Genomic DNA, 14,882 nt, shown 5'->3' on the forward strand with positions numbered 1-14,882 from the left:
GCAGAGGCGTGTCTGATGAAACTACGTGGCCTGTACGCCATTACCGACAGCCAGTTGCTGGCCGGGAAATTTCTGTCTTACGTGGAGGCGGCGCTGGAAGGCGGCGTCACGCTGCTGCAATACCGCGACAAGAGCAGTGACGATGCCCGCCGCCTGCGCGAGGCCCAAGCCCTGCGCGAGCTGTGCGAACGCTATAAAACCCGGTTGATCATCAATGATGACGCCGAGCTGGCCGCGCGATTGAACGTCGGCGTGCACTTGGGCCAGACCGATGGCCCGCTGACCCCGGCCCGTGCACTGCTCGGCCGTCAGGCGATCATCGGCTCGACCTGCCACGCGCAACTCGAACTCGCTGAACAAGCGGCCAGGGAAGGCGCCAGTTACGTCGCTTTCGGCCGCTTCTTCAACTCCAGCACCAAACCCGGCGCACCGACCTGCAGTCTCGAACTGCTGGATCAAGCCCGCCGCACACTGCACCTGCCGATCTGCGCGATCGGCGGCATCACTCTGGAAAACGCTGAGCCGCTGGTGGCCCATGGGGTCGATCTGCTCGCCGTCGTACACGGTTTGTTTGGCGCCGAGAGCACGGCTGAAGTGACACGCCGCGCCCGCGCATTCAATGAACTGCTATCTGTTTAAGCCGCTTAAAATCTGATTTGAGAGTCCGATCATGTCTCGTTCCGAAACGTTGTTTGCCAATGCCCAGAAACACATTCCCGGTGGCGTGAACTCGCCAGTGCGCGCGTTCAAGAGCGTTGGCGGTACGCCGCTGTTTTTCAAACACGCTGAAGGCGCCTACGTCACCGACGAAGACGACAAGCGCTATGTCGATTACGTCGGTTCCTGGGGCCCGATGATCCTCGGCCACAGCCATCCGGACGTGCTGGACGCGGTGCGTAAACAGTTGGAACACGGCTTGTCCTACGGCGCGCCGACCGAGATGGAAACCGAGATGGCCGACCTGGTCTGCTCGATCGTGCCGTCGATGGAAATGGTGCGCATGGTCAGCTCCGGCACCGAAGCGACCATGAGCGCGATTCGCCTGGCCCGTGGTTTCACCGGTCGCGACAGCATCATCAAGTTCGAAGGCTGCTACCACGGTCACTCCGACAGCCTGCTGGTCAAGGCCGGTTCCGGCGCGTTGACCCAAGGCGTGCCAAGCTCGGCCGGCGTGCCGGCGGCTTTCGCCAAACACACCCTGACTTTACCGTTCAACGACATCGAAGCCGTGGCGACGATGCTCGCCGAAGTCGGCCAGGACGTGGCGTGCATCATCGTCGAGCCGGTGGCCGGCAACATGAATTGCGTACCTCCGGCGCCAGGCTTCCTCGAAGGCTTGCGGACGCTGTGCGACCAGCACGGCGTGGTGCTGATTTTCGATGAAGTGATGACCGGTTTCCGCGTCGCCCTCGGCGGTGCACAGGCTCACTACGGCGTGACGCCGGACCTGACCACTTTCGGCAAGATCATCGGTGGCGGCATGCCGGTTGGCTGCTTCGGCGGCAAACGCGAAATCATGTCGCACATCGCGCCATTGGGCCCGGTTTACCAGGCGGGCACCTTGTCGGGTAACCCGCTGGCCATGGCCGCTGGCCTGACGACGTTGCGCCTGATCAGCCGCCCGGGTTTCCATGACGAACTCAGCGACTACACCAGCCGTTTGCTCGATGGCCTGCAACAACGCGCCGACGCTGCCGGGATTCCGTTCGTGACCACGCAGGCGGGTGGCATGTTCGGCCTGTACTTCAGCGGCGCCGATGACATTGTCACTTTCGACGATGTCATGGCCAGCGACGCGAAGCTGTTCGGACGCTTCTTCCACCTGATGCTCGAAGGCGGCGTGTACCTGGCGCCGAGTGCTTTTGAAGCGGGTTTCACGTCGATCGCCCACGGCGAAGCCGAATTGAAACTGACGCTGGATGCTGCCGAACGTGCATTCGCCGCATTGAAATAAAGCCGTGCCGCTGACGTTGGCCATAGCCAGCGTCAGCTTTCACCTACATCGGTGCCTCTTTTTCTGCTCATCTGCCAATAATCCCCCGCAAAGTGGGCGATATATTCCCCGCGCAGCAGAAAAACGAGTAAAGACTTTGTAAGGTTGGCCCTGCTTATTTCATAATGCGCGCTTATTGGATCCCCTCGTTGGGTCCGCGCGCCCTTCAGAGGTAAGTCGATTCCCATGAACCGCACCGGCCGCGCCCTTGCATTGGGCTGCCTGTTGCTCCTTCAGCCCCTGCTCGCGCTCGCACAAGCAGGCGGCAACTCGTTGTTAATCCCAGCGATGGGTCGTTGCACCCTCAATACCCAGCCGCAAGACCTGGCTCAGGCGCTCGCCGCCTGCCAGAAAGCGTCGGATGACGGGGATGCGCAAGCACAGTACGAGTTGGGTGAGTTCTACTACGACGGCAAAAACACGCCGCGCGACCTCAATAAAGCGCTGAACTTCTTCGAAAAGGCCTCGCTGCAAGGCCACGCCCAGGCGCAGTTCAAACTCGGCACGATGTTCTTCCACGGCGAAGGTGTACCGGCCAATAACATTCAGGCGTATATCGTGCTGAAAATGGCGGCGGTCAATGGCGCTGAAGAAGCGCTGGATACCGCGGATGAAGTTGCCGAGAAGATGCCACGCGAAGAGCTGGAAGTCGCCACTCAGGTGCTCGGGCAAATCTTCCGCAAGTACCTGATGGAATTGCAAAGCGCCGACGGGCGCACGCCGTTTTCGCCCCTTCCCTAGCCTGAACGCGGCCCCCTGTGGTGAGGGGATTTATCCCCGTTGGCTGCGAAGCGGCCCTGCAACCGGCCATCGCATTCTCTCAGGTAAATCGCATTTGCTGGCTTTACGACTGCTACGCAGCCGGACGGGGATAAATCCCCTCACCACAGAATCCGTTCTCTACCCTAAACTCCGCCATAGGAGGGAGGCTTGCCCGCGAAGGGAGCGACTCGGTCCTACTTCTCAGGCATCGGCATCGGAAACGGCATGACATTGCCAACCGCGCCACGGGCTTCGCTGATTTTCGGTGTGCCCAGGCGCTCGACTTCGTCGATGCGCACAATCGAATGCATCGGCACAAAACTGCGCACTACACCTTCGAACTGAGCCTTCAGCTTCTCTTCGCTCGGGTCGACGACTACTTGCGTGCGCTCGCCAAAGACGAACTCTTCCACCTCCAGGAAGCCCCACAGATCACTTTGATAGATCTGCTTGGCATACATTTCGTACACCTGGCCCTGGTTGAGGAAAATCACCTTGTAGATTGGAGCTTCACGTTTGGTCATGGTGGGCGAGCAACACATCGGGGGATAAAAATGAGGGCGCGAACTATAGCATAGCCGCCGGACGCACAGCGGTAGGAACCGCGGGACATGTTCCCTATAATGCGCGGTTCTTTGAATCACGTGATGACTGTATCCATGGCCAAGAAGCTTTACATCGAAACCCACGGTTGCCAGATGAACGAGTACGACAGCTCGCGCATGGTCGATCTGCTGGGCGAACATCAGGCCCTGGAAGTCACCGCGCGCGCTGAAGACGCCGACGTGATCCTGCTCAACACCTGTTCGATCCGCGAACGCGCCCAGGACCGGGTCTATTCCCAGCTCGGCCGCTGGCGCGAACTGAAACTGGCCAACCCGGACATGGTGATCGCCGTCGGCGGTTGCGTGGCCAGCCAGGAAGGTGCGGCCATCCGCGATCGCGCACCCTATGTCGACGTGGTGTTCGGCCCGCAGACCTTGCATCGCTTGCCGGAGATGATCGACGCCGCGCGCGCCACCAAATTGCCGCAAGTCGACGTCTCGTTTCCGGAAATCGAAAAATTCGACCATTTGCCCGAGCCGCGCATCGATGGCCCAAGCGCCTATGTGTCGGTGATGGAAGGTTGCAGCAAGTACTGCACGTTCTGCGTGGTGCCCTACACCCGGGGCGAAGAAGTCAGTCGCCCGTTCGACGACGTGATTGCCGAGATCATTCACCTCGCCGAGCACGGCGTACGTGAAGTGACGCTGCTGGGCCAGAACGTCAACGGCTATCGCGGCACTACACACGACGGGCGCCTGGCCGACCTGGCGGAGCTGATCCGCGTGGTGGCGGCGGTCGACGGGATCGACCGGATTCGCTACACCACGTCCCATCCGCTGGAATTCTCCGACAGCCTGATCCAGGCCCACGCCGATGTACCGGAGTTGGTGAAGCACCTGCACTTGCCGGTGCAGTCGGGTTCAGACCGGATTCTCTCGGCGATGAAGCGCAACCACACCGCGCTGGAATACAAATCCAAACTGCGCAAACTGCGCGCTGCGGTGCCGGGGATTTGCATCAGCTCGGACTTTATCGTCGGCTTCCCCGGTGAGACCGAGAAAGACTTCGAACAGACCATGAAGCTGATCGAAGACGTCGGTTTCGATTTCTCCTATTCGTTCGTCTACAGCCAGCGTCCGGGTACCCCGGCCGCCGATCTGGCCGACGAAACTCCGGAAGCGTTGAAAAAAGAACGCTTGACCGCCCTGCAACATCGCCTGAACCAGCAGGGTTTCGAGATCAGCCGACAAATGGTCGGCTCGATCCAGCGGATTCTAGTGACCGACTACTCGAAAAAAGACCCCGGCGAGCTGCAAGGCCGGACCGAGAATAACCGGATCGTCAACTTCCGCTGCGACACGCCCACCCTGATCGGCCAGTTCGCCGATGTGCGCATCGATGCCGCGCAGCCGCACTCGCTGCGGGGTTCGCTGATCTAGTAACACCGAAAATCACTGTGGGAGCCGGGCTTTTGTGGCGAGGGGATTTATCCCCGTTGGTCTGCGCAGCAGTCCCATTGTTGGGGGCCGCTTCGCAGCCCAACGGGGATAAATCCCCTCGCCACAGTTCAGAAGCAAAGTTTCTGCACCCGATTTAAGAGCTTTCGCACCCGCGTCACTGGCGTTATCCTTGATTTCATCTTAATTGCCCCAGGGCGGCTAAATACGACCTTGAACGCACCCATCGAACCACATCGCTTCATCCTCGAGCCCTTTGAGGCTCGCCGCTTCGCCAATCTGTGCGGGATGTTCGACGAGCATCTGCGCTTGATCGAGCAACGCCTGACCATCGAGATCCGCAACCGCGGAAACCAGTTCGAGCTGATCGGCGACCCCAAACACACCACCTCCGCGGAAAACCTCCTGCGTCGCCTGTACCGGGAAACCAAGGGTACCGAGCTGTCGCCGGACATGGTTCACCTGTTCCTGCAGGAATCGGCCGTCGAAGCGCTGGACAACGTTTCCCCGTCCGAACCCTCCGTGGCCCTGCGCACCAAAAAAGGCATGATTCGCCCTCGCGGCTTGAATCAGCTGCGCTACGTGAAGGAAATCCTCGGCAACGACATCAATTTCGGCATCGGCCCGGCCGGTACCGGCAAGACCTACCTGGCAGTGGCCTGCGCGGTAGACGCGCTGGAACGCGAGCAGATCCGGCGCATCCTGCTGGTGCGTCCAGCGGTTGAAGCCGGCGAAAAGCTTGGCTTCCTGCCCGGCGACCTGTCGCAAAAGATCGATCCGTACCTGCGTCCGCTCTACGACGCACTCTACGAAATGCTCGGCTTCGAATACGTCGCCAAGCTGATCGAGCGCCAGGTGATCGAAGTCGCGCCACTGGCTTACATGCGCGGTCGGACGCTGAACAACAGTTTCATCATCCTCGACGAAAGCCAGAACACCACCGTCGAACAGATGAAGATGTTCCTGACCCGGATCGGCTTCGGCTCCACGGCGGTCATCACCGGTGACATCACCCAGGTCGACCTGCCGAAAGGCACCAAGTCGGGGCTGCACCACGTGATCGAAGTGCTGAAAGACGTGCCGGGCATCAGCTTCACCCATTTCAAGCCCAAGGACGTTGTGCGCCATCCGCTGGTGCAACGCATCGTCGAAGCCTACGAGCGCTTCGAGAATCGCGCAGCAGACGAAACGCCCAAGGACAGCCGCCGCGATGCTTGAGCTTGATCTGCAACTGGCAACCGAAGCCCCTGCGCCAAGCGAAGCCGAGTTTCGCCAATGGTGCGAACTCGCCTTGCGCCAACGCACCGCCGATTCCGAAATGACCATTCGCCTGGTCGACGAAACCGAAGGCCGCGAGCTGAATCACACTTGGCGGCAAAAGGATTACGCCACCAACGTCCTGTCGTTTCCCGCCGATGTGCCGGACGAGTTTCTCGATATCCCACTGCTGGGCGATCTGGTTATCTGCGTAGCGGTGGTCGAGCGCGAAGCCTCCGAGCAAGGAAAGGAACTCAAGGCGCACTGGGCGCATCTGGTGATTCACGGCTGCTTGCATCTGCTGGGTTACGACCATATAGATGACGACGAAGCCGAGGAAATGGAAGCGCTGGAACGGACGTTGCTTGCCGAACTGGGCTATCCCGATCCGTACGCGGATGACGAAATTGAAACTTCCACTATCGTGACAACAAAGGATTCAGAGTAATCGCTATGAGCGAAGATCGATCGAGCAACGGGCAGAAGTCATGGCTGGGTAAACTCACCCAGGCTTTTGCCCACGAGCCGAAGAACCGCCAGGAGCTGCTGGAGCTTCTGCGCGATGCACACCAGAACAAGTTGCTGGACAGCGAAGCGCTGGCCATCGTCGAAGGCGCCATTCAGGTAGCAGACCTGCAAGTCCGGGACATCATGGTCCCGCGCTCGCAGATGATCAGCATCAAGGCGACCCAGACACCCCGCGAATTCCTGCCTGCCGTGGTCGACTCGGCCCACTCCCGCTACCCGGTCATCGGCGAAAGCCACGATGACGTGATGGGCGTGTTGCTGGCCAAGGATTTGCTGCCGTTGATCCTCAAGGAGAATGGCGACAGCTTCAACATCAAGGACCTGCTGCGCCCGGCCACCTTCGTGCCCGAGTCCAAGCGCCTGAATGTGCTGCTGCGCGAATTTCGCGCCAACCACAACCACATGGCCATCGTCATCGACGAATACGGCGGTGTGGCGGGTCTGGTGACCATTGAAGACGTGCTGGAACAGATCGTCGGCGACATCGAAGACGAACATGACGTCGAAGAAGACAGCTACATCAAGCCGTTGCCAAGCGGTGACTTCCTCGTAAAGGCGCTGACGCCGATCGAGAACTTCAACGAGTTCTTCGACAGCGAATTCTCCAACGATGAGTTCGACACCGTGGGTGGCCTGGTGATGAGCGCGTTCGGGCACTTGCCAAAACGCAATGAAATCACTGAAATCGGTCCCTACCGCTTCCGCATCCTGAACGCCGACAGCCGTCGAATTCATTTGCTGCGCCTGACCCCTATCGCCCGATAAATCCAAGGATTGAAATGCGTCGTATGACCCGCCCCGGCTGGCCCGGTAACCTGCTGGCCGTGGCGGCCGGTGCACTCACCACTTTGGCCCTGGCGCCGTTCGATATCTGGCCACTGGCGTTGCTGGCGGTCGGATTTTTTTACGCCGGTTTGCGCGAACTGAATCCTCGTCAGGCCCTGGGCCGTGGCTGGTGTTTCGGCTTCGGTCTGTTTGGCGCGGGCACCAGCTGGATCTACTACAGCATCCACAACTTCGGCGGCGCATCGGTGCTGCTGGCCGGGTTCCTGATGCTGCTCTTTACGGCGGCGATTGCCTGGTTCTTTGCCCTGCCCGCCTGGATCTGGGCGCGCTGGCTGCGCCGCAACGAAGCGCCACTGGCGGACGCCTTGGCATTCGCCGCGCTGTGGGTCGGTCAGGAGGCCTTTCGTGGCTGGTTTCTCACGGGCTTCCCGTGGCTGTATTCCGGTTACAGCCAACTCGACGGCCCGCTGGCCGGGCTCGCGCCAGTCGGTGGGATGTGGCTGATTTCCTTCACCCTGGCCTTGACCGCCGCGCTGATCTACAACGCTTTGCGCCTGGTCCGCACGGGCCGCAAAGGCTTCATCGCCGCTGGCGTATTGTTGCTGATCGGGCCGTGGGTGGCTGGCATGGCACTCAAGGAACACGCCTGGACCAGTCCGGCCGGTGCGCCGCTGAGCGTCGCGGCGATTCAGGGCAATATCGAACAAAGCATGAAGTGGGACCCGGCGCAGCTCAACGCACAGTTGGCGCTGTACCGCGACATGAGTTTCAGTTCGAAGCGGGTTGACCTGTTGATCTGGCCGGAAACAGCGGTCCCGGTGCTCAAGGAGTCCGCTGAAGGCTACCTGAACATGATGGGAAGCTTTGCCGCCGAGCGTAAGTCTGCGCTGATCACCGGCGTGCCGATTCGCCAGGAAGTGCACCACCAGAAGCGTTTCTTCAACGGCATCACCGTGGTCGGCGAAGGCGATGGCACTTACCTCAAACAGAAACTGGTGCCGTTTGGCGAGTACGTGCCGCTGCAGGAAGTGCTGCGCGGGCTGATCGCGTTCTTCGACCTGCCAATGTCGGACTTCGCCCGTGGCCCCGCCGATCAGCCGATGCTGCAGGCCAAGGGTTATCAGATTGCGCCGTACATCTGCTACGAAGTGGTGTACCCGGAATTCGCCGCCAGCCTCGCCGCCCGCAGCGATTTGTTGCTGACCATCAGCAACGACACCTGGTTCGGCACTTCCATCGGCCCGCTGCAGCACTTGCAGATGGCGCAGATGCGCGCACTCGAGGCCGGTCGCTGGATGATCCGCGCCACCAACAACGGCGTCACCGGCCTGATCAACCCGTTTGGCCAGATCACTGTGCAGATCCCGCAATTCGAACAGGGCATCCTGTACGGCGAAGTGGTACCAATGCACAACCTGACGCCTTACCTGCAATGGCGTTCGTGGCCGTTGATCATTATTTGTGTGCTTTTGTTTGGCTGGGCACTGGTCGCGAACCGTATGGCCAAAACTGTTTAAGCGCGGCGCTTGCAAAAAGATCGCAGCCTGCGGCAGCTCCTACACCGGATTGTATACGTCCTGTAGGAGCTGCCGCAGGCTGCGATCTTTTGACTTTCAGCGATAAAACATCCAATACCCGACCTGCCCCACCGCCTCATTCAACAACTGCCCGCTGCGCCAAATGGCCCTGAACTCCGGCATCCAGCCGCCTAATGGTTCAGCATTATCCACGCCTAAAAACCCCATCGGCGCCGGCACCACGGCAAACCCGGCCTTCTGGAAACTCCAGACCGCTCGCGGCATGTGCCACGCCTGTGTCACCACGACCACGCGCTTTATATCTTCGGGCAACAACACCTCGGCGCTGAACTGCGCATTTTCCCACGTGGTACGGCTGCGTTCTTCCTGCCAACGCACCGGCACGCCGAAATCCTCACGCAGCGAGTCGGCCATCAATCGCGCTTCGCTCGGCGGCGTTCCGTAATGCAATCCGCCGCTGGTCAGAATCGGCAAGCCCGAGGCCTTGGCCAGGCGCGCCGCATAGCGTTCGCGCTCAAGGGCAACTCCCGTGGGCTGGTCGGTGCCCCAGGCCGGGTCGCCTCGTTCACGCCCCGCGCCAAGGACGATGATCGCGTCGGCGCGCTGCGCGAGGGTTGCCCATTGCTCGCGTGCCAGCGGCGGCTCACGCTCCAGGGCGGCGGCGCCCCACTGCACGACGACCGGCAGGCTCATCAGCCAGAAACCGCCCACGCCCAACGCAAAGCACACGCCGGCGAGGCGCGGCCGTGAGCGACGGAACCACCAGGCAAGCACCAGCAACAGCAAGAGAACGCCGGGAGGCATCAGAAGGTGTTTAACGAAATAACGAAAAGGCATCGAGCATCTCCAGAGATGCCCGAAGCCTAAGTGGGTTGACGCAGCGCGACAACAGATGGGCAAGGACTATGCTGAAAAAAACGACAGTTATGGCTTCAATTGCCCAACTTGAAATGCAGCGACCGGACCTTTACCGCGTCCCCTGCCAGGTACCTTATCCTTGAGCCAGATGATCTTGGCCGAACGTGGTGCGTCTAGTTGCTTCACTGCTTCCGACAAGCATCCATGTGTTTCACGTTCACTGCGATCCAGATACGCCTTGACCAATGCAAACTCTGCGGGGCTCAGGCCACGCAGTTCCAGCTCCAGGGGACGCTCATCGCGCAACCGATCAGCGGTTTTCGCCGCGTCCAGGGCCATTCCCAGACGATCGATCAGTCTTTCGTACAGCTCCGGTTTCGTAACTTTTTGCTGTGACTCAACCATCCCTCACCTCATTGAAGATAAGACTCGCTCCCCATTTAGAGCTTAGCTTCCATGAACAAACCGGCTGAGTGCCGCGACCAACGGCCCTCGCAGGGCAATTCGGTCGGCGGCTGCGTGCAATCAGGGTTTCCCTCGGTAGAGCGCGGTCATGTATGCTACGGCGCTTCCTGTAACTCCACTTCCAGCTCGTCTGGGCACCGAAACGCCGATTTGGCGTGCTCACCGTCCAGCGTTGCATTGAAGAGGATTAGGCCACCCCTATTCAGTTCAAAAGTAGCCATGCACGAACAATATCAGCCCCGTGAAATCGAAGCCGCCGCCCAGTCGTTCTGGGACGAGCAAAAGTCCTTTGAAGTCAGTGAACAGCCAGGCAAGGAGACGTTCTACTGCCTGTCGATGTTCCCTTACCCCAGCGGCAAGCTACACATGGGGCACGTGCGCAACTACACCATCGGCGACGTGATCTCGCGCTATCAGCGCATGCAAGGCAAGAATGTCCTGCAACCCATGGGTTGGGACGCCTTCGGCATGCCGGCGGAAAACGCCGCGATGAAGAACAACGTCGCGCCCGCCAAGTGGACCTACGAAAACATTGCCTACATGAAAACCCAGCTGCGCAGCCTGGGCCTCGCGGTGGATTGGTCCCGTGAAGTCACCACCTGCAAGCCGGACTACTACCGCTGGGAACAATGGCTGTTCACCCGCCTGTTCGAAAAAGGCGTGATCTACAAGAAAAGCGGCACCGTGAACTGGGACCCGGTCGACCAGACCGTTCTGGCCAACGAGCAAGTGATCGACGGTCGCGGCTGGCGTTCCGGCGCGCTGATCGAAAAGCGCGAAATCCCGATGTACTACTTCAAGATCACTGCTTATGCGGATGAACTGCTGGAGAGTCTCGACGAGTTGACCGGCTGGCCTGAACAGGTCAAGACCATGCAGCGCAACTGGATCGGCAAATCCCGCGGCATGGAAGTGCAGTTCCCGTACAACGTCGATTCCATCGGCGAAGCCGGCGCACTGAAAGTCTTCACCACCCGTCCGGACACCCTGATGGGTGCAACCTACGTTGCCGTAGCCGCCGAGCACCACCTGGCTACCCTGGCCGCGCAGAACAATCCGGAGCTGCAAGCGTTCATCGCTGAATGCAAGGGCGGCAGCGTCGCTGAAGCCGACGTCGCCACCCAAGAGAAAAAAGGCCTGCCGACCTCGTTGTTCGTCGAGCACCCGCTGACCGGTGAAAAGCTCCCGGTATGGGTCGCCAACTACGTACTGATGCACTACGGCGATGGCGCGGTCATGGCCGTTCCGGCGCACGACGAGCGTGATTTCGAATTCGCCACCAAGTACAACCTGCCGATCAAGTCGGTGGTGCGCACCAGTTCCGGTGACACCAATCCGGCCCCTTGGCAGGATGCTTACGGCGAGCACGGCACGCTGATCAACTCCGGCGAGTTCGACGGCCTCGATTTCGTCGGCGCCTTCGATGCCATCGAAGTCGCGCTGATCAAGAAAAACCTCGGCGCCTCGCGCACCCAGTTCCGTCTGCGCGACTGGGGCATCAGCCGTCAGCGCTACTGGGGCTGCCCGATCCCGATCATCCACTGCAACACCTGCGGTGATGTGCCAGTCCCGGAAGATCAATTGCCCGTCGTGCTGCCCGAAGATGTGGTGCCGGACGGCGCCGGTTCGCCATTGGCACGCATGCCCGAGTTCTACGAGTGCGCCTGCCCGAAATGCGGCGCCCCGGCCAAGCGTGAAACCGACACCATGGACACCTTCGTCGAGTCCTCGTGGTACTACGCCCGTTACGCCTCGCCGCACTATGAAGGCGGCCTGGTGGAAAAATCGGCGGCCGACCACTGGTTGCCGGTTGACCAGTACATCGGCGGGATCGAACACGCGATTCTCCATCTGCTGTACGCGCGTTTCTTCCATAAGCTGATGCGCGACGAAGGCCTGGTGAGCTCCAACGAGCCGTTCAAGAACCTGCTGACCCAAGGCATGGTCATCGCCGAGACGTACTATCGTCGCGAAGCCAACGGTGCCTACACCTGGTTCAACCCGGCGGACGTCGAACTCGAGCGTGACAGCAAGGCCAAAGTGGTTAGCGCCAAGCTGATCGCCGACGGCCTGCCGGTCGAAATCGGCGGCACCGAGAAGATGGCCAAGTCGAAGAACAACGGCGTCGACCCACAGTCGATGATTGATCAGTTCGGCGCCGACACCTGCCGCCTGTTCATGATGTTCGCCTCACCGCCCGACATGAGCGCGGAATGGTCCGATTCCGGCGTCGAAGGTTCGCACCGTTTCCTCAAGCGCGTCTGGCGTCTCGCCCAAGCGCACGTCACTCAGGGCCTGCCGGGCAAGCTGGACGTTGCGTCGCTGAATGACGAGCAGAAAGCCATTCGCCGTTCGATCCACCTGGCTATCAAGCAGGCGAGCCACGACGTCGGCCAGAACCACAAATTCAACACCGCCATCGCCCAGGTGATGACGCTGATGAACGTGCTGGAAAAAGCCGCGCAAGGCACCGAACAGGATCGCGCACTGATTCACGACGGTCTGGAAGCCGTGACGTTGCTGCTGGCGCCTATCACCCCGCACATCAGCCACGAACTGTGGAACAAGTTGGGTCACGCGGGGCCGGTGATCGACGCAGGCTGGCCGGTGGTGGACGAAACCGCGCTGGTGCAGGACAGCCTGACGCTGGTCATCCAGGTCAACGGCAAGCTGCGCGGCCAGATCGAAATGCCGGCCACCGCGACTCGCGAAGAAGTCGAAGCCGCTGCCCGCGTCAATGAAAACGTGCTGCGCTTTGTCGATGGCCTGACTATTCGTAAAGTGATCGTAGTGTCCGGGAAACTGGTCAATATCGTCGCCAGCTAATTGGATCAGGCGCCAGGTGAGCCTGGCGCCGAGTAAAACCTTTCGGGCCGCCAGATCGGCCCACCTGGTTTCAAGGGGAGCAACAAGATGATCAAACGCAATTTGCTGGTGATGGGCCTCGCGGTTCTGTTGAGCGCCTGCGGTTTCCAGCTGCGCGGCACCGGCACCACGGAACTGGCGATCAAGGAACTCGACCTGAGCGCCCGCAACGCTTACGGCGAAACCGTGACGCAATTGCGCCAGGTGCTGGAAGGCAGTGGCGTCAAGGTCTATAGCGGTGCGCCGTACAAGCTTGTGTTGACGGATGAGCAGGACAGCCAGCGCATCCTCAGCTACGCGGGCGCCGGTCGTACGGGCGAGTATCAGGCGAGCACCGTGCTCAGCTATGACATCCGTGGCCAGGGTAACCTGCCGCTGATGAGCGATAAGCTCGAAGTGCAGAAAGTCTTTATCCACGACGGCAACAACCTGGTGGGCTCGGACCAGGAAGCCAACGATGCCCGCAGGGAAATGCGTCGTGAACTGGTGCAACGCATGATGCTGCGCCTGCAACAGTTCACCCCGGCGCAGCTGGATCAACTGCAACAGACCGCAACAGCCAAGGCTCAAGCCGAAGCTGCAGCACTGGACGCAGCGCAGAAGGCTGAAGCGGAAACCCCGCGCCAGTCGCCCATCGAAATCCCGCAGCAATAAGACTTACGGGGCGCTTTGGCGCCCCGTTCGCCCTCTCTTATGAAACTCGCCCCCGCCCAACTCGCTAAACACCTGCAAGGCACGCTCGCGCCGGTCTACATCATCAGCGGCGACGACCCGTTGTTGTGCCAGGAAGCCGCCGACGCCATTCGCGCCGCCGCTCGTCAGCAAGGCTTCGACGAACGCCAGGTGTTCGCCGCCGACGCCAGTTTCGACTGGGGTACGCTGCTGCAGGCCGGCGCCAGCATGTCGCTGTTCGCTGAAAAGCGTCTGCTGGAACTGCGCCTGCCATCCGGCAAACCCGGTGACAAAGGCGCCGCCGCCTTCATCGAGTATTGCGCACGCCCCGCCGAAGACACGCTGATGCTGATCAGCTTGCCCAAGCTCGATGGCAGCGCGCAGAAAACCAAGTGGGGCAAGGCGCTGGTTGAAGGTCAGCACACCCAGTTCGTGCAAATCTGGCCGGTGGATGCCAATCAGTTGCCCGGCTGGATCCGTCAACGACTGTCCCAGGCCGGGCTCTCCGCCAGCCAGGATGCGGTCGAACTGATCGCCGCCCGGGTCGAAGGCAACCTGCTGGCCGCCGCCCAGGAAATCGAAAAGCTCAAACTGATGGCCGAAGGTGGCCAGATCACCGTCGAGACTGTGCAAGCGGCGGTCGCCGACAGTGCGCGTTTTGACGTCTTCGGGTTGACCGATGCGATCCTCAACGGCGAAGCCGCTCATGCGCTGCGCATGCTCGAAGGGTTGCGCGGTGAAGGTGTCGAACCGCCGGTGATTCTCTGGGCCCTGGCCCGCGAGCTGCGCCTGCTGGCGAACCTGTCGCTGCAATACAGCCAGGGTGTGCCGCTGGACAAAGCCTTCAGCTCGGCCCGACCGCCGGTCTGGGACAAACGCAAACCGTTGATGAGCAAAGCCCTGCAACGCTACTCGGCGCAACGCTGGGCGCAGTTGCTGCTGGAAGCGCAGCGCATTGACGCGCAGATCAAGGGCCAGGCTGCCGGTTCGCCGTGGATGAGTTTGAGTCGGTTGTCGTTGTTGATGGCCGGCCAAAGATTGTCGTTGCCCGCTGAATAAGATCAAAAGATCGCAGCCTCGTTTCACTCGACAGCTCCTACATTGGAATGCGTCCCCCTGTAGGAGCTGCCGAAGGCTGCGATCTTTTGATCCTGC

At 60.6% G+C, this 14,882-nt stretch carries 13 protein-coding genes and 1 pseudogene; 11 read left to right on the forward strand and 3 right to left on the reverse strand.

Annotation, left to right across the window (positions count from 1 at the left end):
- Positions 1-15: 15 nt before the first annotated feature.
- From thiE to F8N62_RS11055, 3 genes are all read left to right on the forward strand, one after another.
- Positions 16-639 carry a thiamine phosphate synthase gene (thiE, locus tag F8N62_RS11045; protein WP_150710992.1) on the forward strand — a complete coding sequence of 208 codons (624 nt, stop codon included), beginning with the start codon at positions 16-18 and terminating at the stop codon, positions 637-639.
- Positions 640-670: 31 nt separating this feature from the next.
- The gene (hemL, locus tag F8N62_RS11050; protein WP_150710993.1) at positions 671-1,954 is read left to right on the forward strand and encodes a glutamate-1-semialdehyde 2,1-aminomutase; all 1,284 of its coding nucleotides are present in this window, start codon (positions 671-673) and stop codon (positions 1,952-1,954) included.
- A gap of 225 nt (positions 1,955-2,179) precedes the next feature.
- Positions 2,180-2,734, forward strand: coding sequence for a tetratricopeptide repeat protein (locus tag F8N62_RS11055; RefSeq protein WP_150710994.1), 555 nt, complete (start codon positions 2,180-2,182; stop codon positions 2,732-2,734).
- A 215-nt stretch (positions 2,735-2,949) separates the two neighbouring features.
- Here the strand turns inward: F8N62_RS11055 and F8N62_RS11060 are convergent, their stop codons facing one another.
- Entirely contained in the window at positions 2,950-3,279 is a 330-nt protein-coding gene (locus F8N62_RS11060) for a DUF1820 family protein (protein WP_007894425.1), read from the reverse strand.
- Between the two features lie 135 nt (positions 3,280-3,414).
- On the opposite strand from F8N62_RS11060, the gene miaB reads away from it, so the two are divergent.
- The 5 genes from miaB to lnt all read left to right on the forward strand — a co-directional run bounded on the left by miaB (position 3,415) and on the right by lnt (position 8,846).
- Positions 3,415-4,740, forward strand: coding sequence for a tRNA (N6-isopentenyl adenosine(37)-C2)-methylthiotransferase MiaB (gene miaB, locus F8N62_RS11065; RefSeq protein ID WP_191632372.1), 1,326 nt, complete (start codon positions 3,415-3,417; stop codon positions 4,738-4,740).
- A gap of 231 nt (positions 4,741-4,971) precedes the next feature.
- Positions 4,972-5,976 carry a PhoH family protein gene (locus tag F8N62_RS11070; RefSeq protein WP_150710996.1) on the forward strand — a complete coding sequence of 335 codons (1,005 nt, stop codon included), beginning with the start codon at positions 4,972-4,974 and terminating at the stop codon, positions 5,974-5,976.
- Positions 5,969-6,463 carry an rRNA maturation RNase YbeY gene (gene ybeY / locus F8N62_RS11075; protein ID WP_150710997.1) on the forward strand — a complete coding sequence of 165 codons (495 nt, stop codon included), beginning with the start codon at positions 5,969-5,971 and terminating at the stop codon, positions 6,461-6,463. The genes F8N62_RS11070 and ybeY overlap by 8 nt, the downstream gene beginning before the upstream one ends.
- Positions 6,464-6,468: 5 nt before the next feature.
- Positions 6,469-7,308: an HlyC/CorC family transporter gene (locus tag F8N62_RS11080; RefSeq protein ID WP_017340984.1), complete on the forward strand. Its 840-nt coding sequence runs from the start codon at positions 6,469-6,471 to the stop codon at positions 7,306-7,308.
- 14 nt (positions 7,309-7,322) lie between these two features.
- Positions 7,323-8,846, forward strand: a complete 1,524-nt coding sequence (gene lnt / locus F8N62_RS11085; protein WP_150710998.1) for an apolipoprotein N-acyltransferase — start codon at positions 7,323-7,325, stop codon at positions 8,844-8,846.
- Between the two features lie 96 nt (positions 8,847-8,942).
- Here lnt and F8N62_RS11090 read toward each other — a convergent pair whose 3' ends face one another.
- Entirely contained in the window at positions 8,943-9,704 is a 762-nt protein-coding gene (locus F8N62_RS11090) for a YdcF family protein (RefSeq protein ID WP_150710999.1), read from the reverse strand.
- A gap of 95 nt (positions 9,705-9,799) precedes the next feature.
- Positions 9,800-10,130 (reverse strand): annotated as a pseudogene (locus F8N62_RS11095) (hypothetical protein).
- Between the two features lie 279 nt (positions 10,131-10,409).
- Between F8N62_RS11095 and leuS the strand changes: the two are divergent.
- The 3 genes from leuS (at position 10,410) to holA (ending at position 14,786) form a co-directional block, all read left to right on the forward strand.
- A complete protein-coding gene (gene leuS / locus F8N62_RS11100; RefSeq protein WP_150711000.1) occupies positions 10,410-13,016 on the forward strand; it encodes a leucine--tRNA ligase in 2,607 nt (868 codons plus the stop codon).
- An 87-nt stretch (positions 13,017-13,103) separates the two neighbouring features.
- On the forward strand, positions 13,104-13,709 hold the full coding sequence (gene lptE / locus F8N62_RS11105) for an LPS assembly lipoprotein LptE (RefSeq protein ID WP_150711001.1): 606 nt from the start codon (positions 13,104-13,106) through the stop codon (positions 13,707-13,709).
- 39 nt (positions 13,710-13,748) lie between these two features.
- Complete coding sequence (gene holA, locus F8N62_RS11110) at positions 13,749-14,786, forward strand: DNA polymerase III subunit delta (RefSeq protein WP_150711002.1); 1,038 nt, start codon at positions 13,749-13,751, stop codon at positions 14,784-14,786.
- Positions 14,787-14,882 lie beyond the last annotated feature (96 nt).

The sequence above is a fragment of the Pseudomonas fluorescens genome, from assembly GCF_902497785.1.
In the GTDB taxonomy this organism is placed as follows: domain Bacteria; phylum Pseudomonadota; class Gammaproteobacteria; order Pseudomonadales; family Pseudomonadaceae; genus Aquipseudomonas; species Aquipseudomonas fluorescens_BO.